Origin of the sequence: Nonomuraea sp. NPDC049158 (genome assembly GCF_040648335.1) — a bacterium.
Classification (GTDB): Bacteria; Actinomycetota; Actinomycetes; order Streptosporangiales; family Streptosporangiaceae; genus Nonomuraea.
In genome coordinates this window covers 104,387-125,054 of sequence record NZ_JBEZDM010000027.1, presented here as the reverse complement: position 1 = coordinate 125,054, position 20,668 = coordinate 104,387, and the positions used below count along the sequence as shown (strand labels likewise).

Genomic DNA, 20,668 nt, shown 5'->3' with positions numbered 1-20,668 from the left:
GCGGGTCAGAAGGCGACGGGCGGCGGTGCTGGCGCGCATGCTGGGCAGGATGTTTCTGTGAGACGGCGGGTCTCCTTGTTGACGTGGGCGACCAGGCCGGAGCCGACACAGTAGCCGCACAACCCTGTTCCCTGCAGCGCCGGATGCAGCCACGCGGGGAGTGGTGCCGGCGGCGCGGGTCGAGGGTTCTCTTCTGGATCGTTAGGACCGCCTACGATGCCTCTCCCGTAGCAGCACATGCATTTGAGCACATACCCGGGAAGGTTCCGATCTTCGCCGGTTCCATGGCATTCGAGGCAGGTGGAGGGGTCGGTCATTGCCAACCACTCCCCCGGCGAGCACGGTAATTGGTCCACTTGCGCCCTTTGTCGCTTTTCCCGTTCGGCTCTTCCCAGTTACCGCTCTCGCCGAAACAGGCGCCGCAGCGCCTGTGTTCTTTCTGCTCGTCATCGTCGTCCGTCGTGCCCATGCCTTGACAGTACGGTGTGTGCGGGAAATGGCGCCGGGAAAGTCGGTCGGCCGGGACCATAAGTCCCGTTTCCAGTAGTTCTACGAGGTGCGTTGGAGGTTGAAACAATCGCTGCGGTTGGCCGCGGGTGGCTCATGCGGTCCGCCCGGGGGCGTCCCGACCGTGCGGCCGGCGACAAGCTGGAGACGTTGCTGCCGGGTTTCTGCGAGCTCATAGTGACCAGGATCACTGACGCGAACCCCCAGCTAAAATAGCAGGCCCAGTAAAGTCGGGCATTTGTGAGAGCTTCCCGTTGGTTCGCTGTCGCGTTCCTCTCCACTGTCGGCGCGCTCATCGTCTACGCACACGGATTCTGGGCGGGGCGATTTCTCGAGTTGGCTCCCGTCAGCGAATACTGTGTCAGCAAGCCTTTGGGCTATCCGGCCATCTCATGGACCTGGTTCCCGCTCAGGCATCTGTGCCATTGGCGGGATGGAACCACGACCGATCTGGTGCCCGGATACGTCAACCCGCTGGTGATCCTGCTGATCGTCGGCGCGGTTACCGGAACCGTGATGTGCGCGCTGACGCTCAGCGGGCGACCATCGCGCGGCACGGACAGGAACTCGACCGGCTGAAGGCCCTGCTCGGAACGCGGGTACCGTACGGGATCGAACGCATGCGAAAGGCCATCGACTGTGCCCTGTACGGGGCAGCCGATGGCCTTTCCCAGAGTGCCCCGCGGGTGCGGTCAGGACCAGAGGTAGCTGAGCCTGACTGGCAGAGGCCGGTCGAACTCGATGCTGACCCGGGTGTCGACGCCGTCCTCGAAGGCGCGGACGTTATGCACGGTCATGCGGGCACCGCCGATGAAGGGGTGGCCGTTGGCGTCGACCTCGGTGATGGAGACGGTGACCGGGGTGAAAGGTGTCACACCGGCCAGCGCCGCGCGGAGGATGACCTCTCCTGCGGCGCTGAAGTGTTCGTTGCGGCCGTGAGCCTCGTCGGCGGCGGTACCCGTCCGGTCGGCGGGTGCGTGGGCGTCGGCTTCGATGGTCGGGATGACGCCGACGGTCTCTTGGGACATAGGGGCTCCTTGTCTTGGCGAGCTCTTGGCGAGTCGGGTTCGACTCGTTCGACTGACTCCCATCGTCGGCAGCATTCCGGCCATCCACATCCCCCCTGATCTGGGGGGTTGCCGGGACGCGGCCTCGAAGAGTGCGGCCAGGTGTCAGGCGCGCCGGTCTATCGGGCCTGACCGAGCAGGATCTTCAACCACAGCTCCTCAGCCTCACGCGTGCGGAATCGGTGCGTCTCCTTCACGACGGTGCTTCGTCCAAGGCGATCGGTGACACGCACCCACACCAGACCACCGGCCGCGCACAGCTCGTAGATCCGTGCCCGGCACTCGCACGTGTGCCGCACAACCCGCACGCGCTCGGCGAATGGGTCGGGGTTCAGCCAAGTGACCACTTGTGCGCCCGGCTGTTGGGAAGCGGCGTGCGGGCCGTGATAGCTGGTCACCGCGTCAGCGGTCATGGCCGGACGGTTCCCAGCTTGGCCGCCTGGTCGTCGAGCACGTCGGCCAGCTCGTCGAGGGTGCGGGCATCTACTGTCATGTACACGCCCGCGTTGATCTCTTGCGGCGTGATCCGGTGCGCCCGCCTGGTCGCGTGCCAATCGCCCGGCTTCTCGCCGCAGCTGCCGCGCCAGATTGACCAGGACGGGTAGCTCACAGCCAGCTCTTCGCGCGTCATGATCGGCTCGCTGTGCGCTCGCCGTACGCCGGATGCCAGACCAGGCGCTGATATGGGGGAGGAGTCGTTACGGTGTGGGTCATGGTGCCGGACCTCCTGGTAGGCCGGGTGCCAAGAGCCCGCCTGGTGTTCCCGCACCGGGCGGGCTCGCTTCGATTTCGAGCGAGGCCGAGGCCCCAACCAGAGCACGCGGTATAGAGCGGTGTGAAGCGCTAGGACGCTGCCTGAGGATTTATGCTGCTCAGGACAGTTCTATGGTGATCGGTATGAGCAGCAACGTGCCCGCTTTCGACCCCGAAGCGGCTGGGCCCAGCTACGTCTACGTCCAGGTCGCCGACCACATCGCCGCGCGAATCGCGGCCGGTGAACTCTCGCCGGGCGCAAGGTTGTCTGGAGAGCGCGACCTCGCCGAGGAGTACGGCGTCGCGCTCGGCACGATCAGGCGGGCCGTACAGGAGCTCCGTGATCGTGGACTCGTGGTCACGCTGCCCGCGAAGGGGACCTACATCACGCGCCCAGAGGATCGCCCGGCTGAATAGGGGAACGGCCCGGAACCCTGGTTGGGCGCGCATTCGAGGGGTCGTCGCAACATGGTGATCACTTTCTGGCGACGGCCAGCATAGTGAGGCGACTGGGTTTCCGTGTTTCGCCAAGCTGGCGGTATGCGGAAACCCGTGGCCGGAAGCCAGAGGATCGACCAACGTGGGTGCCGAGAAGCCGACAATCACCCCGGCTTAGTGGCCTTGCCTGGAAGTCTCTCGGGGGTTGACTTTCGGATCTGGTGTGGTCAGTCCGTGAGGGGGGTCACGTAGAGGTCGCAGGCCAGGTCGAGGGCTTCCTGTGGGGTGCCGATGAACCAGGGGGTGGGTTGGTACTTGCCGTTGCTGGGGGTATGGATCGCCAGTCCCCAGTAGTGAGCCGAGCCGCTGTAGCGCAGCCGCATCCACGGCAGCCGGGCGCTGTCGGCCAGTTCTCCTTGGCATGCAGCCACAGCCGCTGCGCCAGGGACGTCTTGGTGGAGGCGGGGATCGTCGGCACGAGGGCTATCCTGCCCGCTCGGCGTGTCAGATCACCACAAGCTGATCATGATCGGGCAAGGTCGGCGGGTCATCATGTGGATCTCTCGCAGAAAGCCCCCGAGTGCCCCGCTGCCGCGCCCGTCAGATCATCTTGACCGCCACCGAGCGGCGGCGGCTCAAGCAGCTCGCCCACTCCCATTCGGCCCCGTATCAGCTGGTGATCCGCGTCAGGATCGTGCTGGATGCCGCCCACGGCCACTCCAACAACGCCATCGCGCGCCGGCACGGGGTGGGCGTGGACACGGTCCGCCTGTGGCGGGGCCGCTACGACAGCGAGCAAGGCATGGAAAGCCTGACCGACCGGCACCGGCCGGGACGCCCGCCGCGTATCACTGCGCTCCAGCGGGCTCAGATCACGGCACTGGCCTGCCAGTTACCGGCCGAGACCGGGACTCCGCTGTCGCGGTGGAGCAGTAGCGAACTGGCCCGCGAAGCCGTCGTCCGCGGCCTGACAGCGACGATCTCGGCCTCCACGGTGGGCCGGATCCTGGCCGAGGACACACTCAAGCCCTGGCAACACCGGTCGTGGATCTTCATCCGTGACCCGGCCTTCGCCGTCAAGGCCGCCCGCGTGCTGGAGTTGTACGCCCGCACCTGGGACGGCGTCCCGCTCGGCGACGACGAGTATGTCATCAGCGCCGATGAGAAGACCTCCATCCAGGCCCGCTGCCGCTGCCACCCCACGCTGCCGCCCGGCAGATCGCGGATGATGCGCATCAACCACGACTACGACCGCGGCGGCGCGCTGGCCTACCTGGCCGCCTACGACGTCCACCGCGCCCACGTCTTCGGCCGCTGCTCGCCCAAGACCGGCATCGTCCCGTTCATGGACCTGGTCGAACAGGTCATGACCCAGCAGCCCTACGCCTCGGCCAAACGGGTGTTCTGGATCGTCGACGATGGCTCCTCCCATCGCGGCAAGGCCGTCGCCGACCGGCTCACCGCGCGGTTTCCCAACGCGGTGATGGTGCACACTCCCGTGCACGCGTCCTGGCTGAATCAAGTGGAGATCTTTTTCTCCATCGTGCAGCGCAAGGTCGTCACACCCAACGACTTCACCAGCCTTGACCAGGTCGAAGACCGGCTGATCGCCTTCGAGCGTCGTTACAACGAGACCGCCCGGCCCTTCAGATGGAAGTTCACCCCGGCCGATCTCGAGGACCTGCCCGCCCGGATCGAGCGACACGAACAGAAAGAGTCGAACTCCCAGCAGCCCACCGGCTGCGACCATCAGCCTGCCGTACTCGACGCAGCCGCGTAACCCCTGAGAGATTTACGCAGATGACCACTTAGCCACGTCGAACGCGCTGCCTCGACGGCTGGGTGTGTGGACTCCAGCAAACCGATACAAGCCCGGCACCATCCACCTTCCCCTGCCGGTGGTCTCGGAAGGTGATGGCGGAGGCATTCGACACGGTTCCAACGGGTGCCTTGAACTGTCGTCGCTTCGGCTGAATCCGTGCGGGCTGGCGGCTGCAAGCGCTGCATGGGCCGGCCGTCTCCACGAATAGTTGCCAGGCGTTCAGATCCTTGCACGGCAGGAACTCGCATGTTCCTCACGCGGTGTTGCTGTACACGCTGTGCGAACAACTAGAAGACGGGATGCCCGACCCCGGCGTGAGTCGCCGGCCGGAATCGTCAGAAACGGTAGTGCGCGACCGTGGTGCCCAGCCTGGAGAAGGCCGCGCTGAGCGCCGACAGGCGGGTCCACAGGCGCAGGGCCGTCGGGAACTGGTCGACCTCGGGCTCCCGGGTGAGCAGGATGTGCCGGATCAGGGTCAGTCGCGGGTTCCACCGTACGGGGTCGAGGCGGTCGAAGCCGGGGGACTTGAAGAGGGGGACCAGGAACCGGCTGCCGGAGTAGTGTCTCGCGGCCCAGACGGTGAATCGGGTGTAGACGTTGAACGCGATCTCCCCACTGGGAAAATGGCTGGTGAGACGGTCCAGCAGCGTGATCATCTCTTCCTGGGAGAGGAAGGGCAGCACGCCGTCGGCGACGATCACGGCGGGACGGTCGGCGGGCAGCGCCTCCAGCCAGCCGGGCTCGGTCAGGTCCGCGCCGATGGTGTGCGTGTGCGGCCGCTCCGGGATGATCCGGTGCCGGGCGTCCACGACCTCGGGAAAGTCGACGTCGTACCAGTCCGCTGTCGATGGAGGGTCGATGCGGAGGGCTCGGGTGTCGAGGCCGGCTCCCAGGTCGATGCCGATCGCGTCGGGGTGGCGGGCGATGAACCGCTGCGCGATCTCGTCCAGTTTCTTGGCGCGCTGGGCGACGTCGATGGCCGAGGCCGCGCTCCAGCGGAGTTTGCGGTGGTCGTAGCCGGTCTTGTGGATGATCTCGTAGGCCATGCGGTCGCCGAGTATGGGGCTTGGCAGGCGGCTGTCGAGCGCCCGGCCGCACAGCGTCACCCACAGGGTTTCCTGCAGCGGGGTCAGTGTAGGAAGGGTCACTCCCATGATGTCCTCCAGGCTCAGATGGTGGGCATGTCGCGTCGGGTGAATCCGGCCAGGCCGGCCGCGACGAGGGCCGCCGCGACGGCGGTCATGACGATCAGTGGGGTGGCCGTCATGACCCCGCCGGGAAGCTTCGGTACGTGCTCGAAGACCGACAGGTCGATGACCCACTGGTCGAGCTGCAACTCCAGGCCGACCCAGCCGAACAACATGCTCACCATGGCCACCGCGAACGTGCCGGCGACCAGCCGAGGCAGGAGCCCGAACAGCGCGAACGCGACCCCGGTGAACACCCACACCACAGGGAGTTGCACGAGAGCGGCGGCTAGGAGGCGGGACAGCTCACGGGCGACGTCGCCGGTGTTGAGTCCGTGCGCCAGACCGGCGGCCGTCCCGAAGGCGATCAACCCGAGCGCCGGGCCGAGCAGTATGAACGCGAAGTGGCTGCCCGCCCAGCGCAGCCGGCGCACCGGGGTGGCCAGCAGGGGCTCGGCCCGCCCGTCGCGCTCTTCGTTCCTGAGCAGCAGCGCGGCCTGGATGGCGAAGCAGGCGCTGACCAGGCCGAGCATGGTCATCATGGGGGCGAGGAACTGGTCGACGAGCGTGCCGGGACCGCCGAGCCGGGCCAGCGCCTCTCGGGCCGCGGCGCCGCCGTTGTCCATCAGCGTCCCAAGGCTCGCCGACATCGCGCCGCCCACGAGCCCGACCACGGCGAGTCCGGCGATCCTGCTGATCAGCGGCCCGCGGTGCAGCCGCCAGGCCAGCGCCAGCGGGCTGCGCAGGCGGGGTCCGGCGGCGGCCGGGCCCAGGCGGGCCTGGAACATGCCGGCGCCGAGGTCGCGCCGATCCGACAGCGCCACGGCCAGCACGATCAGCGCCAGCACGGCGCCGGCCGCGAGCGCGAGCACCCACCAGCGTTCGCCGCTGTAGGGCCGCAGCGCCTCCGCCCAGCCGAGCGGCGTCATCCAGGACACCCAGGCAGGCCCGTCACCGGACTGCGCGGCGACGTCGCCGACGCCGCGCAGCAGGATCGCGGCGCCGAGCGTGCTGATCCCGATGGCGCGCGCGCCGCCCGCGCCGGTCGTGAGCTGCGCCGTCACCGCGCCGATCGAGGCGAACGCGCAGGCGGCCACCGTGAACCCGAGTCCGAGCGCCAGGGAGCCGGCGGCGGGCAGGCCCCGGCCGATCAGCGCCAGCGCCGAGGCCACGCCCAGGACGAGGGCGGCCCCGCAGGTGACGATCAGAGTGGCGGCCAGGTTCGCGTGCCGCGCCACCGCGGTCGCCCCGACCAGTTCGCCCCGTCCGGCCTCTTCTTCCGTACGCGTGTGCCGGATGACCGTGAGCAGCGCGAACAGCGCGACCATGAACGTCACGAACCCCGACCGCCAGGCGACGAGCTCGCCGAGGCTGGAGCCGTTCAGCACGCCGTAGGCGATGGTGAAGGCCCTGGTGTGGACGCTGGTCTCGTAGTAGTGCTGACGGGCCTCGGCCGTGGGGTACGCGCCGGTGAACGCGCCGACGAACACCACCGGGATCATGCAGATGAAGGCCACCCACAGCGGCAGCAGCACACGATCGCGCCGCAGCACCACGCGGATGAGCTTTCCCGTGCCGGCGAACGCGTTCATCGTCCTGCCTCCGCGTGCCGGCCCTTGACGTTCGCGGTCGCGCGGTGGTAGTGCCGCAGGAACAGCTCCTCCAGCGTCGGAGGCTGGCTGACCAGGCTGCGCACGCCGGCCTGGGTGAGGTGGCGAAGTGCGAGGTCCAGCGCGGCGGCGTCGACGCTGAAGCGTACCCGGCCGCCGTCGGCGCGCAGGCCGTGCACACCCGGCAGGCCGGCCAGCCCGTCCGGTGGGGCGGCCAGTTCGGCGTCGATGGAGGTGCGGGTGAGGTGCCGCAGCTCGGCCATGGTGCCGGTTTCGACGGTACGGCCGTCGCGGATGATCGTGACGCGGTCGCACAGCGCCTCGACCTCGGAGAGGATGTGGCTGGACAGCAGCACCGTACGGTCACCCGCGCGCCGCACTTCCTGGACCGTTTGCCGGAAGACCTCCTCCATCAGCGGGTCCAGGCCGGAGGTGGGCTCGTCGAGGATGAGCAGCTCGGCGTCGGAGGCCAGAGCCGCGACCAGGGCCACCTTCTGGCGGTTGCCCTTGGAGTAGGTGCGGCCCTTCTTACGCGGGTCGAGGTCGAAGCGCTCGATCAGCTCGTCCCGGCGCCGCCGGTCAAGCCCGCCGCGCAGCCGGCCGAGCAGGTCGATGGCCTCACCGCCGGACAGGCCGGGCCACAGGGTGACGTCGCCAGGCACGTAGGCCAGGCGGCGGTGCAGCTCAGCGGTCTGTGTCCAGGGGTCGCCGCCGAGCAGCCGGGCGGCGCCCGCGTCGGGGCGCATCAGGCCCAGCAGGATCCGGATCGTGGTGCTCTTGCCCGCCCCGTTGGGCCCGAGGAAGCCGTGCACCTCGCCGGTCCGTACGACGAGGTCGAGGCCGTTCAGTGCCCGTGCCGGGCCGAACGACTTGACCAATCCGGCCATGGAAATGGCATCAGTCTCAGTCATCATGGATGTCCTTGTGTGGTGATGGGGAGAGGGCTAGAGATCGTCTCCCTGATGGGCCTCCCAGGCGGTCTGGGCGGCTTTGAGCATGGTGTCGTCGGCGTACAAGCCGTGGGTGTAGATCTCGAGCATGGGCAGCCCGATGCGCCGCAGCACGTCGGGGCCCATCCGCTCGAAGCCGAGCGCGCGGGTCAGGGGCGGCGCCATGGTCAGCGTGGCCAGGCTCACCAGCACGGTGAGCACGGCCAGCGCCCGCACGTCGGAGGACTGGCGCATCGAGCCGCCGGCGATCCCGTCCCGGAAGAGCTGCTCGGTCTCCTCCACCAGCGTGTTGACGAACGTCGTGGCCGCGGAGGAGTCCTCCTCGATCGCGCGCACCATGTACTGCACATGGAGGCGGTACTCCTCCGAGCCCGACAGGTATTCCTGGGACAGATCCCGCACGCCGACCAGGTCAGCCGCAGTCCGGGCCCTCCTCACCAGGATCTGCAGGACGTGCTCGTCGCAGACGCTCCGCAGGTTGTCCTTGCTGCCGAAGTGCCGGATGACCAGGGCGGCGCTCACCCCCGCGGTGGCCGCGATGGCGCGCAGGTTCGTCTTCTGGAAGCCGTCGCGGGCGAAGTGCGCGATGGCGGCGTTACGGATCTTGGCCTGGGCGGTCAGATCCGCCGAAGGTGATGAACACACGTTTACTATAGTAAACATATGTTCATCGCTATGGCAACCGGGGTCAGAACGGTCCGCGGAGATCTCCCAGGGCAGCGTGCAGAGGGCCGTGCGCTTGCCAGGCAGCAGGTTCGGCATTCTGTTGCGCAGCGCGCCGCGGACAGTGTCGGCCAGCACGTGTCCTGGCCGGCCCATGGAGGCGTAGCTGACCAGCACGCCGCCCGGGGCTAAGTGGTCATCTGCGTAAATCTCTCAGGGGTTACGCGGCTGCGTCGAGTACGGCAGGCTGATGGTCGCAGTCGGTGGGCTGCTGGGAGTTCGACTCTTTCTGTTCGTGTCGCTCGATCCGAACCGGCCTGGAGAAGGCTGGCGTTCCCCTCCATCACTTCCTGCTGCACACCGATCAAGAAACCTTGACCCGCCGCATCGAAACCGACGCCAAGGGCCCGGGGTCGAAATGGCGGCTGGATCACGTTCCGAAGTATCACGAGGCTCTGCCCTGGCTCGGCCGCCAAGCGCAGGTTATCGACTCTTCTGCACTCACTCCGAGACAGGTCGCCGAGATTGTCGCAGCGAAGGCGGCACCAATGGTCGCCGACTAGATCACGCGCAGGTTGCTAGGAGCTACGTGAGAGGTTCAGCCGGTGTGTCCCAGCCGAGCGTCTTCCGAGGTCTGGAGTTCAATTCAGCGGCGGCGTCGAGCTGGTCGCGGGTGTGGACGGACAGGTCTGTGCCCTTAGGGAAGTACTGGCGCAGCAGGCCGTTGGTGTTTTCGTTGGAGTCTCGCTGCCATGGACTGGCCGGGTCGCAGAAGTAGACCGGGATGTCGGCTGCGAGGGTGAAGGCGCCGTGGGAGCCCCTTTCTGATCCCTGGTCCCAGGTGAGTGATCGCAGCAGGTGGCGTGGCAGGGTCGCGATGGTCCGGGTGAGAGCCTCGCGCATCAGTGCGGCGTTGCGGCCGTGCGGGAGGTGGATGAGCATCACGTGGCGGGTGCTGCGCTCGACGAGGGTGCCGATGGCCGATCTGCCGTTCTGGCCGATGATGCAGTCACCCTCCCAGTGGCCGGGCACGGCCCGGTCGTCGGCCTCGGCAGGGCGCTCGCTGATCATGACCATGGGCGTGCTGTAGCGGGGCTGGCGCTGCTGGGCCAGACGACGGGGCTTGCGCACGGCGCGACCGGTGCGCAGCGCTCGGGTCAGGTCGCGGCGCAGCTCGCCTCGGCCTTGAACGTAGAGCGCCTGGTAGACGGTCTCGTGGCACGCATGCATCTCCACCCGCTCGGGAAAGGTCTGGCGCAGGCTCTGGACGATCTGCTCCGGGCTCCAGCGCTTGTGCAGGTGCTCTTGAATGTATGCCCGTAACTCGGGGTTCTGCTCGATCTTGCCGGATTTGGGGCGAGGCTGCGCGCGTCGGCTCCGGCCTGGGCCGCGTGCGGCTGCTACTGGCCGTAGCTGGGGTGGCCGTTGCGGCGGATCTCGCGGCTGATGGTGGAGGGCGCGTGGCCGAGCTCGCGCGCGATCTCTCGGATTGAGGCATTCTCCCGCACCCGGTCGGCAATGTGGATCCGCTCAGTCTCGTGCAGGTAGCGGCCACGCACGGCCGGGGGCGCCGCCGATGTGATCGGTAGCGCCCCCACGTTCTTGTCGGTCGGATTGCGTCCGTTACGCCATCGTCGTCCGGTCCGGAGGTTGATGCCGACGATCCGGCATGCCTCCTTGTTGCTCAAGCCCTGCTGCACGAGCCGCAAGTATGCTGCCCGCTCGTGGGACAGCGCTCTGCGGCCCCGACTGCGTTCCCGGTCCTCCCGAATCTCGAAGTCCATCGCATCCCCTCATCTGGGGTGTTGTGACGACCACTAGAAGGGAATGTTGGTAGGTTTCCGGGCCGTTCTGGTCGACTAGATGTCGTCGTAGAGGTCGAACGCGTGATTCAGGTCTCTTGGAGCCTGCTGGTGAGCGGCCACAGGGCCAGCGGGATCACGGCCGCCGCCGAAAGCGCGAGCAGCAACGGCACGCGCTCTCCAGGCGTCAGATGGTGCAGCAGTCGCACGTGGATCGCCAGGTGCGGCACGGCGAACACCACGTACACGGCAAGCGCCGTGCGGACCATGCCGCGCCGTACGACGAAGAAGCTTACCCCCAGCGGCACCGCCGTCGCCAGGCTCATCGCGCCGTAGTCCATCATCAGATGCGCGTTGTACGGCATGCGCATCCCCACGAACGGGATGTCGAAGAACGAGCGAGGGAAGAACAGCGCCCAGCAGCCCACGGCGAACTGTGTCGCGGCCAGGAACGCCAGGCCCGCGCGGAGCCAGATGCGCGCGCTCATGCGGTGAGGAACTGCTCGAAGGTGATCTGCCCGACGGCATGGTCGGGAGCCAGGTGGCTCCCCTCCCGAAAGTCGCGCATTCTCCCGATTCCCGGCAGCGGCATCGACACCACCAGCCGGCGGCTGGACCGCGCGTGAGCGTAGGCGCGGGCCAGATCGGCCGCAGTACGCACCTCAGGCCCGCCCATGTCCGGTGCCCGGCCCGCCGGTAGCGCCTCGGCCAGGTCGGTCAAGCGGGCGGCCACCTCGCCGGTGTCGACGGGCTGAAAGCTGACCCCGGCGGGCATCATGATCACCGGCAGCCGTCGCTGGATCGCGCACATCCAGACGATGAGCTCGTGGAACTGGGTGGTGCGCTGGATCGTCAACGGCAGCCCGGACTCTTCCAGGAGCCGCTCACACGCCAGCTTCGCCCGATAGTAGGAGATGTCAACTCGATCGATGCCGACGATGGACACGTAGATCAGGTGCGGGCGACCGGTTCGCATGGCCGCCCGGACGAGATTGCGGGTGGCGTCCTGATCCGCGCGGCCATTACCGGTCGCGCAGTGGATGATCGTGCCGGTATCGGAGGCCGCATCCTCAAGTCCCTCATCGGTGATCAGGTCGCCGCGGCACATCATCTCGTCGCGCGGCGGCTTGCGGCTCAGCACGCGTACGGCGTGGCCGGCGGCCAGAAGCCGTGGAACCAACCTACGGCCGAGCCGGCCGGTACCGCCCGTCACCAGGATCGGATCTGTCATGGGTGGCAACTCTCGTGGAAGAGCGCGAGGCCGATGGCCGCGCGCGGCTGTCAGGTGCACCCATTAAGAACCGGACAGACCTTCCCGACGTGACAACCGAAGTTTGGCGGGATTGGCGATGATGCGAATCTCGCTGATCAGGCCGCCCGCAGTCTCCGGCACCAGCACGCCGATCAGCTGCTCACCGGCCAGGGCCAGCAGGCCGGGAGTGCCGTTCAGCTCCGCGATCGACAGCCGGATCCGCTGACCGGTGGTGCGCGATGCGCCGACCAGATAGCGCGCCACCCGGTTGGCGCCGAAGACAGGTCGCCTGGCGGCGCTGATCCTGCCGCCGCTGTCCACCCATACGGTCACGTCGTGGGCCAGCAGCTTCTCCAGCCCTGGAAGATCCCCATCCTCCGCGGCCGCCAGGAAGCCTTTCACCAGGTCACGGTGGTGAGCCCGGTCCACCGGGCGCTCGGCGCTCCCAGGAGCGTCGGTGAGTCGCAGGCGAGCGCGCCGGTACAGCTGCCGGGAGTTCGCCTCGGAGGAATCGATGACCTCGGCCACCTGGCGATGGCTGTAGTCGAAGGCCTCACGGAGCACGAACACCGCGCGCTCCACGGGGTTGAGCCGTTCCAGCAAGGTCAGGAAGGCCAAGGAGACGAAGTCTCGCTGTTCGGCACTGTCCAGCGGTCCCAGAGCGCCGTCCGCGGTCAGCACCGGCTCAGGCAGCCACGGACCGACATAGCTCACCCGGCGGGCACGCGCCGACGTCAACCGGTTCACGCACAGGTTGGTCGCCACCTTGGCCAGCCAGGCCCACGGCGATTCGACAGCCGCCCGGTGGTGCCAGCGAAGGAAGGTGTCCTGGACCACGTCCTCGGCCTCCTCGGCCGAACCCAGCATTCGGTAGGCCAGCCCGAACAGGGTCGAGCGGTGCCGCTCGAACTCCTCAACCGCGTCACCAGTCACGCCCGCCAGCCTTCCAGGCCACCGAGCCGGGCCGATATTCGACCTCTGTACGCGGAACAGCCTCTGTACGCGGAACAGCCCGGAACCGACTGTCGGTTCCGGGCTGTTCTGGTCGGACTGCTAGATGTCGTAGTAAAGCTCGAACTCGTGCGGGTGCGGCCGCAGCCGGATCGGGTCGACCTCGTTCTCGCGCTTGTACGCCACCCACGTCTCGATCAGGTCAGGCGTGAAGACGCCGCCCTCCAGCAGGTAGTCGTGGTCGGCCTCCAACGCGGCGAGGACCTCGGGGAGCGAGCCGGGCACCTGCGGCACCTGGCGGGCCTCCTCCGGAGGCAGCTCGTAGAGGTCCTTGTCGACGGGCTCCGGCGGCTCGATCTTGTTGCGGATGCCGTCGAGACCGGCCATCAGCATGGCCGAGAAGGCGAAGTACGGGTTGCACGACGGGTCCGGCACGCGGAACTCGATGCGCTTGGCCTTCGGGTTGGACCCCGTGATCGGGATGCGGACGCAGGCCGAGCGGTTGCGCTGCGAGTAGACCAGGTTGACCGGGGCCTCGTAGCCGGGCACCAGACGGTGGTAGGAGTTGACCGTCGGGTTGGTGAACGCCAGCAGCGACGGGGCGTGCCTGAGCAGGCCGCCGATGTAGTAGCGGGCCGTGTCGGACAGGCCCGCGTAGCCGACCTCGTCGTAGAAGAGCGGCGAGCCGTCCTTCCACAGCGACTGGTGGCAGTGCATGCCGGAGCCGTTGTCGCCGAAGATCGGCTTGGGCATGAACGTGACCGTGTGGCCGTATTCGAGGGCGGTGCTCTTGATGACGTACTTGTAGAGCATCAGGTTGTCGGCCGTCTTGAGCAGCGTGCCGAACCTGAAGTCGATCTCCGCCTGACCGGCCGTGCCGACCTCGTGGTGCTGCATCTCGACGTCGATGCCGGCCTCGATGAGGTTGCGCACCATCTCCGAGCGCAGGTCCGTGAAGTGGTCCATCGGCGGGACCGGGAAGTATCCGCCCTTGTAGCGGGGCTTGTAGCCGAGGTTGCCGCCTTCGGTGGCCTTGCCGGTGTTCCAGGCGCCCTCGATGGAGTCGATGTAGTAATAGCCGGCGTTCTGCCGCGTCTCGAAGCGGACGTCGTCGAAGATGTAGAACTCCGCCTCGGGCCCGAAGTAGACGGTGTCGGCGATGCCGGTGCCCTTGAGGTATTCCTCCGCCTTGCGGGCGACGTTGCGCGGGTCGCGGCTGTAGGCCTCGCCGGTCAGCGGGTCGTGCACGAAGAAGTTTATGTTGAGCGTCTTGTGCTGACGGAACGGGTCGAGCACGGCGCTGGATGGGTCGGGCAGCAGCAGCATGTCCGACTCGTGGATGGCCTGGAAGCCGCGGATCGACGAGCCGTCGAACATGAGCCCATCGGTGAAGACGTTGGCGCCGAAGTTCTCTACCGGGAAGGTGAAGTGGTGCGTCGTCCCCGGCAGGTCGGTGAACCTGACATCGACGAACTGCACCCCTTCGTCACTGATGAACTTCAGGACGTCGTCGGCGGAGTTGAACACTCTCGAACCTCCCTGGGGACATGACTATCAGGCCGAGGTTAGGTCGCGGCCGTTTCCGATCGGTGTCTCGATTGTTTCGCACATGTTAAGCGGGCTCAGGTCCGTCTCGACCGGTGACATTTCTTGTCTCGCGGAAGATCGCGGTCGAGATCGTAGGGATCGGTGGGCGGGTCGGTGGCTCGCACCGACGTTTTGTCCGGCGCCGAGTCCCGGTAGGCCGGGTGGATGAAGGCATCCTTCACGTCGCATCGCCCGGGCGTCCCGGTCTGCCTGCCCCAGTTCCTGACCCACGTGACCAGCCGCCCCGACTCGCGGTAGACCAGCACCTGGCCCTCGACGCGGGAGACGAAGCGCAAGACCGTTCCGGGCTGGCCTGGCCGCTGCACGGCGTAGACGACGAGGTACTTGACCTTTACCTCGGCGCCCTCGCGACCGTACTTCGCCAGCTTCTTGACGGTGCTCCCGCCGCGCACTTTGATGACGCCGGTGGCCAGCTCGGCCGTCTTCGGGGCGAAGCTGTTGACCCAGTAGCGGCCGTCGAAGCGCGGCTTCTTCGTCTGTTTGACGTCGAGCTGGTCTCGGTACCAGCCGCGCTGACGCGCGTCGAGGCGCTCGATGAACGCCTTCGGCTTGCCGCCCACGAGCGTCTTACGGTCGAGATAGGCCGCGGCCAGGAGATCGCGAGTACGGTCCAGTGCCTTCGCGACCTCCTTCTTTGACAGCCGGCCCAGCGACTTCGCCTTCGGCATCACGAAGCCCGCCGCCCCCTCCGCGTACTTCTCGGCAGGGGAGCCCGCGAACGGGTCCGTCGCGGTCTCCTCTCCCAGGGCCGCCGCCTCCGTGCCGGTCGGCTCCGGCTCCGGCGCCGCGGTCTCGGCGCCGGTCGCCTCCGGGGCCGCCATGACCGGTTGGGTCTCCTCCGGGACCGGTCCCGTACTTCCCGCCTGCGGCGTCAGCAGGTCGGGACGGGCGGCGACGATCACGGTCGCGCCGCCGATCACCGCGGCCACCAGACCGGCCGCGAGCAGGCCCCGCCCCGCTCGCCGTGGCCGGGTGGCCTTGTCCGATCGCGGCGCCCTGGCTCCCCTGCTGGCCGCCGCGCGCATCCTGCGTCGCTCTTCCTCGTCGATCTGCGCGACGAGCTCGTTGAAGCGCGCGTCTAAATCATCCCCGTTCGGCATGGCGTACATGATGAGGGAGAAAGGTGATCTTTGTGGCGCGGTTGGGTCACGATCCCGACCGAGCCGCCCGCCGGATACCGTTGGGGGTATGAGCGGGAATGAGCCTCGGTGGACGCAGACCTGGCTGGGCGGTGTGAGGGCGGCGGGGGTCGATCTCGGCTACCCGGGTGAGCGCCTCGGGCTGCCGGAGCAGGGGAGCGGCGCCGTCGCCGGGTGGGGGCGGCGCATCGCCGGGCTGGTCATCGACTGGATGATCTGCACCTGGGTCGTGGTCCAGCTCGTGCTGCGGATGAATCCGGCGGAGTCGCCGTGGGCGCCCGTGGTGGTGTTCGCGATCCAGTACATCCTGCTCGTCGGGTTCATGGGGCAGACGTTCGGGCATCGGCTCGCGGGGATCAGGGTGGCCGCGATGGACGGTGGCAGCCCCCGGCTGGTGCCCGTGCTGGCGCGTACGGTGCTGCTCTGCCTGGCCGTGCCCGCGCTCATCTGGGATCGCGACCACCGGGGGCTGCACGACCGCGCCTCCAACACGGTCGTCGTGCGTATGTGAAACGTCCATTGACAACGTTGTCTTCGCGGAGTCTGCTGTTGACAACGTTGTCAGGAGGGCGACATGCGGAGAGCACGTCTTGCGGTCGTGGCGACCGCGGCTGTACTGGGATTCGCCGGGTTATCCGGGGTGGCGACGGCCGATCCGCCGACGTCACCAGCAATGACCGATCCAGCGCCGACGCCGCTGCCGTCGGACGCGCCTTCGGCGGCGCCCACGCAGCCGGCGCCCATCGAGGAGGTGACGCCGCCTCCGGGCGCCAAACGGGAGACCGCCGTACGGACCGCCCCGCCAGGGGCGCTCTTCTACTCCTCCCTCGAGACCGGTGACCCGCAGCCGGCCTGGCTCAACACGGTCGACGAGGGCAGGAAGGCCGAGGGGATCACCGGCAGCACCACCGGCGGCATCCCGGGCAACATCACCGACGAGGTCGTCGACATCGCGGCCAGCGGCGAGAACACCCCCTCGGGCGAGGTGAAGGAGAACTTGTTCGACGGGGACGTCAACACCAAGTGGCTGGCGTTCACCGGCACGGGCTGGGTGTCGGTGAAGCTGTCCAAGCCGATCGCGGTCACCCGGTACGCCATGGCCTCCGCCAACGACGCCGCCCAGCGCGACCCGCGTGACTGGGCCCTGGAGGGGTCGGCGGACGGGCAGAGCTGGACGGCCGTGGACACGCGGGCGGGAGAGGTGTTCGACGCCCGGCTGAAGACCCGCGAGTTCGACGTCGCGCACCCGGCCTCCTACCTCTACTACCGGCTCAACCTCACGCGGATCGGCTCGGGCGCGATCGTCCAGCTCGCTGAGCTGCAGCTCTCGGACGGCGACACCGCCCCGAAGCCGCCCTCCGACATGCGCAGCCTGATCGGCCCCGGCCCCGGCAGCGGCTACACCGCCAAGCCCCGCGCCGGCTACACGGGCCTCAAGGCGCTGCGCTACTCCGGCAGTACGACCACCAGCGGCGGCGGCCACTCGGCCAACAAGGTGTTCGAGACCGACATCGAGGTCACAGCCGACACCGAGCTGTCGTACGTGCTGTTCCCCGAGTTCGCCGGGGCCGCGCTGAGCTACCCCAGTACGTACGCGAGCGTGGACCTGGCCTTTTCCGACGGCACCTACCTCAGCGACCTCAAGGCCGACGACCAGCACGGGGTCAAGCTGACGCCGCGGGCGCAGGGCGAGTCCAAGACCCTCTACGCCGACCAGTGGAACTTCCAGCGCTCCCGCATCGGCGACGTCGCCAAGGGCAAGCGGATCAAGCGCATCCTGATCGCCTTCGACGCGCCGGCCGGGCCGCTGCCGTTCAAGGGCTGGGTGGACGACATCACGCTCGTCAACGCCAAGCCGCAGCAGGTCAAGAGCCTGGCCGACCACGTGGTGACGACGCGCGGCACCCAGTCGACCGGCGGCTTCTCACGAGGTAACAACTTCCCGGCCACGGCGGTGCCGCACGGGTTCAACTTCTGGACGCCGATGACGGGCTCCGGGTCGAACTCGTGGCTGTACGAGTATCACCGCAACGGCAACGCTGACAACGTCCCGACCATCCAGGCGTTCGCCGCCAGTCACGAGCCGAGCCCCTGGATGGGGGACCGGCAGTCCTTCCAGGTCATGCCGTCGCTGCTGGCCAAGCCGAACCCGGACCGGGTCGCCAGGGCCACGCCGTTCCTGCACTCGGGCGAGACCGCCAGGCCGTACTACTACGGGGTCGACCTGCTCAACGGCATCCGTACGGAGATCGCGCCCGCCGACCACGCGGCCGTGTTCCGCTTCACCTTCCCCGGTGACGGCGGCAGCCTGATCTTCGACAACTACAACAACGACGGCGGGCTGACCATCGACCAGGGCGTCGTCACCGGCTTCACCGACACGCGCAGCGGCCTGTCGGCGGGCGCCACCCGGATGTACGTCTACGCGGTCTTCGACCAGCAGCCCACCGGCGGCGGCAAGCTGACCGGCGCGGGCCGCGACAACGTGACGGGCTATGTCGCCTTCTCCGCCAAGCAGGTCACGATGCGCATCGCCACCTCCTTCCTCGGCGTGGCGCAGGCCAAGCGCAACCTGGAGCTGGAGAACGGCACGTTCGAGGAGGTCAAGGCGCGGGCCCTGCGCGCCTGGGAGGACAAGCTGGGCACCGTCGAGGTCGAGGGCGCCACGCCCGACCAGCTCACGACGCTGTACTCGAACCTGTACCGGCTCTTCCTCTATCCGAACTCGGGCTTCGAGAACACCGGTACGGCCGCGACGCCCGCCTACAAGTACGCCAGCCCGGTATCGGCCAGGAACGGGCCTGACACCCCCACCCAGACCGGCGCCAAGATCGTGGACGGCAAGATCTACGTCAACAACGGCTTCTGGGACACCTACCGGACGACCTGGCCCGCCTACTCGCTGCTGGCTCCCGAGGCGGGCGAGCTGATCGACGGGTTCGTCCAGCAGTATCGCGACGCCGGCTGGATCGCCCGGTGGTCCTCGCCCGGCTACGCCGACCTCATGGTGGGCACCAGTTCGGACGTGGCCTTCGCCGACGCCTACAGCAAGGGCGTGCGCGGCTTCGACGCCAAGTCGGCGTACGCGGCGGCGGTGAAGAACGCCACCGTGGTGCCGACGAACCCGGCCGTCGGGCGCAAGGGGCTGCAGACCTCGATCTTCCGCGGGTACACCGCCCTGAACGAGGTAGGCGAGGGCCTGTCCTGGGCCATGGACGGATATATCAACGACTTCGGCATCTCGACCATGGCCGCGGCCCTGGCCAAGGACGCCACCGGCGCGGAGAAGGCCCGCTATCTGGAGGAGTCCGAATATTTCCGTAACAGGGCCCTGAACTACGTCAACATGTTCGACCCGGAGGTGGGCTTCTTCCAGGGCCGCGACTCCACGGGCAAGTGGCGCCGTACCAAGGCCGACTACGACCCCCGCGTCTGGGGCTACGACTACACCGAGACCGACGGCTGGAACATGGCCTTCCACGCGCCCCAGGACGGCACCGGACTCGCCGCCCTCTACGGCGGGCGCGCGGGCCTGGCCAAGAAGCTCGACGCGTTCTTCGCCGACCAGGAGACGGCCACGTTCCCCGGTTCGTACAACGGCGTGATCCACGAGATGCGCGAGGCCAGGGACGTCCGCATGGGCCAGTACGGCCACAGCAACCAGCCCTCGCACCACATCATCTACATGTACGACCACGCGGGGCAGCCGTGGAAGGCGCAGGCCAAGGTCAGGGAGGCGCTGTCGCGGCTCTATCTGGGCAGCGAGATCGGCCAGGGCTATCCGGGCGACGAGGACAACGGCGAGATGTCCGCCTGGTACGTCTTCAGCGCCCTCGGCTTCTACCCGCTCCAGGCCGGCAGCCAGGACTACGCGATCGGCTCGCCGCTGTTCACCAAGGCCACCGTGCACCTGCCCAGCGGCAAGGACCTGGTGATCAATGCCCCGGCCAACAGCGCCGAGAACGTCTACGTCCAGGGCCTCAAGGTGAACGGCAAGGCGTGGACGTCCACCGCGCTGCCGCACGACGTGCTGGCCGGTGGGGGCGTACTGGACTTCGCGATGGGGTCCAAGCCGTCCACATGGGGCGAGCCGCCGGAGTCGATCACGCCCGACGACGAGATGCCGCGCCCGATGCGCGACATCCCGGTCACCGGGGGCCCGGCGGCGCTGTCGGACGACACCTCGGCAACAACAGCCACCATTTCCGGAAATATCACTCTTCAGGCTGGCACGCGGGATCTGGTGAGCTTCTACACCCTCACCTCGGCGGCCACCGGCCCCACGTCGTGGAAGCTCGAGGGCTCCTACGACGGTACGGCCTGGACGGTCATCGACCAGCGGGACGGCCAGACGTTCGGCCAGGCGCGCCAGACCCGGCCGTTCAAGATCGCCCGTCCCGGACGGTACGCCCAGTACCGCCTCACCGTCTCCGGCACACTGGCCGAGCTGGAACTGCTGGCGGTACCGGATCCGGCCTGCACCCGAACCGTCACCGACACCCACGGCGGCCCGCTCACGGTCGGCTCCGGCGTGACCTGCCTGGCGGCGGGCGCGAACGTGACCGGCCCCGTCGTCGTCCGGCAGGGCGCCTCGCTGATCGCCCGGTCCGCCACGGTCGGCGGCCCGGTCACGGCGGTGGGCGCCGGGCGGTTGGTCCTGGTGGACACCTCCGTGGGCGGGCCGCTCACGGCGACCTCGGTGAAGGAGCTGTCCGTGGAGAAGTCGGTGGTGGGCGGCCCGGTCACGCTGGTCGGCGACAGCGGGCCGCTGATCGCGGCCAGCACGGTCAAGGGGCCGCTGACCTGCACGGGCAACTCCCCGGCGCCGACGGCGAATGGCCTGTCCAACACGGTCTTGGGGCCGTCGGCCGGCCAGTGCAAGGGTCTCTAGCGCGATAAAAAACCTTACCGGGTTCGAT

The 20,668-nt window shown here is 68.1% G+C and carries 20 protein-coding genes and 1 pseudogene; 6 read left to right on the top strand and 15 right to left on the bottom strand.

All coding sequences use genetic code 11. From position 1 onward, the window contains the following. Nucleotides 1–313: 313 nt before the first annotated feature. Nucleotides 314–469 carry a hypothetical protein gene (locus AB0B61_RS41085; RefSeq protein ID WP_358444231.1) on the bottom strand — a complete coding sequence of 52 codons (156 nt, stop codon included), beginning with the start codon at nt 467–469 and terminating at the stop codon, nt 314–316. A gap of 278 nt (nt 470–747) precedes the next feature. On the opposite strand from AB0B61_RS41085, the gene AB0B61_RS41080 reads away from it, so the two are divergent. Next, entirely contained in the window at nt 748–1,086 is a 339-nt protein-coding gene (locus tag AB0B61_RS41080; RefSeq protein ID WP_358444228.1) for a hypothetical protein, read from the top strand. Nucleotides 1,087–1,199: 113 nt separating this feature from the next. Here AB0B61_RS41080 and AB0B61_RS41075 read toward each other — a convergent pair whose 3' ends face one another. The 3 genes from AB0B61_RS41075 to AB0B61_RS41065 all read right to left on the bottom strand — a co-directional run bounded on the left by AB0B61_RS41075 (nt 1,200) and on the right by AB0B61_RS41065 (nt 2,205). Beyond that, nucleotides 1,200–1,535: a hypothetical protein gene (locus AB0B61_RS41075; protein ID WP_358444225.1), complete on the bottom strand. Its 336-nt coding sequence runs from the start codon at nt 1,533–1,535 to the stop codon at nt 1,200–1,202. A 158-nt stretch (nt 1,536–1,693) separates the two neighbouring features. After that, complete coding sequence (locus tag AB0B61_RS41070) at nt 1,694–1,987, bottom strand: hypothetical protein (RefSeq protein ID WP_358444222.1); 294 nt, start codon at nt 1,985–1,987, stop codon at nt 1,694–1,696. Further along, on the bottom strand, nt 1,984–2,205 hold the full coding sequence (locus AB0B61_RS41065) for a hypothetical protein (RefSeq protein WP_358444219.1): 222 nt from the start codon (nt 2,203–2,205) through the stop codon (nt 1,984–1,986). Before AB0B61_RS41065 ends, AB0B61_RS41070 begins: the two co-directional genes overlap by 4 nt. 266 nt (nt 2,206–2,471) lie before the next feature. On the opposite strand from AB0B61_RS41065, the gene AB0B61_RS41060 reads away from it, so the two are divergent. Beyond that, nucleotides 2,472–2,744: a winged helix-turn-helix domain-containing protein gene (locus tag AB0B61_RS41060; protein ID WP_358444216.1), complete on the top strand. Its 273-nt coding sequence runs from the start codon at nt 2,472–2,474 to the stop codon at nt 2,742–2,744. 248 nt (nt 2,745–2,992) lie between these two features. Here AB0B61_RS41060 and AB0B61_RS41055 read toward each other — a convergent pair whose 3' ends face one another. Then, the gene (locus AB0B61_RS41055) at nt 2,993–3,196 is read right to left on the bottom strand and encodes a hypothetical protein (RefSeq protein ID WP_358444213.1); all 204 of its coding nucleotides are present in this window, start codon (nt 3,194–3,196) and stop codon (nt 2,993–2,995) included. Between the two features lie 179 nt (nt 3,197–3,375). Between AB0B61_RS41055 and AB0B61_RS41050 the strand changes: the two genes are divergently transcribed. After that, the gene (locus AB0B61_RS41050; RefSeq protein ID WP_358444210.1) at nt 3,376–4,545 is read left to right on the top strand and encodes an IS630 family transposase; all 1,170 of its coding nucleotides are present in this window, start codon (nt 3,376–3,378) and stop codon (nt 4,543–4,545) included. A 377-nt stretch (nt 4,546–4,922) separates the two neighbouring features. Here AB0B61_RS41050 and AB0B61_RS41045 read toward each other — a convergent pair whose 3' ends face one another. The 4 genes from AB0B61_RS41045 to AB0B61_RS41030 are packed head-to-tail and all read right to left on the bottom strand — an operon-like array spanning nt 4,923 to nt 8,979. Further along, nucleotides 4,923–5,741: a class I SAM-dependent methyltransferase gene (locus tag AB0B61_RS41045; RefSeq protein WP_358444207.1), complete on the bottom strand. Its 819-nt coding sequence runs from the start codon at nt 5,739–5,741 to the stop codon at nt 4,923–4,925. A gap of 14 nt (nt 5,742–5,755) precedes the next feature. Then, nucleotides 5,756–7,366, bottom strand: coding sequence for an ABC transporter permease (locus AB0B61_RS41040; RefSeq protein ID WP_358444204.1), 1,611 nt, complete (start codon nt 7,364–7,366; stop codon nt 5,756–5,758). Beyond that, a complete protein-coding gene (locus tag AB0B61_RS41035; RefSeq protein WP_358444201.1) occupies nt 7,363–8,295 on the bottom strand; it encodes an ABC transporter ATP-binding protein in 933 nt (310 codons plus the stop codon). Before AB0B61_RS41035 ends, AB0B61_RS41040 begins: the two co-directional genes overlap by 4 nt. A 33-nt stretch (nt 8,296–8,328) precedes the next feature. Continuing rightward, a complete protein-coding gene (locus tag AB0B61_RS41030) occupies nt 8,329–8,979 on the bottom strand; it encodes a TetR family transcriptional regulator (RefSeq protein ID WP_358207667.1) in 651 nt (216 codons plus the stop codon). Nucleotides 8,980–9,260: 281 nt separating this feature from the next. Here AB0B61_RS41030 and AB0B61_RS41025 point away from each other — a divergent pair, with 281 nt between their 5' ends. Further along, on the top strand, nt 9,261–9,560 hold the full coding sequence (locus tag AB0B61_RS41025; protein WP_358444198.1) for a hypothetical protein: 300 nt from the start codon (nt 9,261–9,263) through the stop codon (nt 9,558–9,560). A gap of 22 nt (nt 9,561–9,582) precedes the next feature. On the opposite strand, the pseudogene AB0B61_RS41020 reads toward AB0B61_RS41025, so the two are convergent. From AB0B61_RS41020 to AB0B61_RS40995, 6 genes and pseudogenes are all read right to left on the bottom strand, one after another. Beyond that, nucleotides 9,583–10,781, bottom strand: a pseudogene (locus tag AB0B61_RS41020) (IS30 family transposase). 107 nt (nt 10,782–10,888) lie between these two features. Beyond that, nucleotides 10,889–11,287: a hypothetical protein gene (locus AB0B61_RS41015; RefSeq protein WP_358444195.1), complete on the bottom strand. Its 399-nt coding sequence runs from the start codon at nt 11,285–11,287 to the stop codon at nt 10,889–10,891. Then, on the bottom strand, nt 11,284–12,030 hold the full coding sequence (locus AB0B61_RS41010) for an NAD(P)H-binding protein (RefSeq protein WP_358444192.1): 747 nt from the start codon (nt 12,028–12,030) through the stop codon (nt 11,284–11,286). The genes AB0B61_RS41015 and AB0B61_RS41010 overlap by 4 nt, the downstream gene beginning before the upstream one ends. A 63-nt stretch (nt 12,031–12,093) precedes the next feature. After that, nucleotides 12,094–12,984 (bottom strand): RNA polymerase sigma factor SigJ, encoded by an 891-nt coding sequence (sigJ, locus tag AB0B61_RS41005; protein WP_358444189.1) that lies wholly within the window; start codon nt 12,982–12,984, stop codon nt 12,094–12,096. A 120-nt stretch (nt 12,985–13,104) separates the two neighbouring features. Further along, entirely contained in the window at nt 13,105–14,529 is a 1,425-nt protein-coding gene (gene glnA, locus AB0B61_RS41000; protein WP_358444186.1) for a type I glutamate--ammonia ligase, read from the bottom strand. 95 nt (nt 14,530–14,624) lie between these two features. After that, nucleotides 14,625–15,710 (bottom strand): hypothetical protein, encoded by a 1,086-nt coding sequence (locus AB0B61_RS40995; RefSeq protein ID WP_358444183.1) that lies wholly within the window; start codon nt 15,708–15,710, stop codon nt 14,625–14,627. An 88-nt stretch (nt 15,711–15,798) separates the two neighbouring features. On the opposite strand from AB0B61_RS40995, the gene AB0B61_RS40990 reads away from it, so the two are divergent. Both AB0B61_RS40990 and AB0B61_RS40985 read left to right on the top strand, forming a co-directional pair. Then, nucleotides 15,799–16,260: an RDD family protein gene (locus AB0B61_RS40990; RefSeq protein ID WP_358188393.1), complete on the top strand. Its 462-nt coding sequence runs from the start codon at nt 15,799–15,801 to the stop codon at nt 16,258–16,260. Nucleotides 16,261–16,323: 63 nt separating this feature from the next. Then, complete coding sequence (locus AB0B61_RS40985; protein WP_358444180.1) at nt 16,324–20,640, top strand: GH92 family glycosyl hydrolase; 4,317 nt, start codon at nt 16,324–16,326, stop codon at nt 20,638–20,640. The last annotated feature ends 28 nt before the right edge of the window (nt 20,641–20,668 follow it).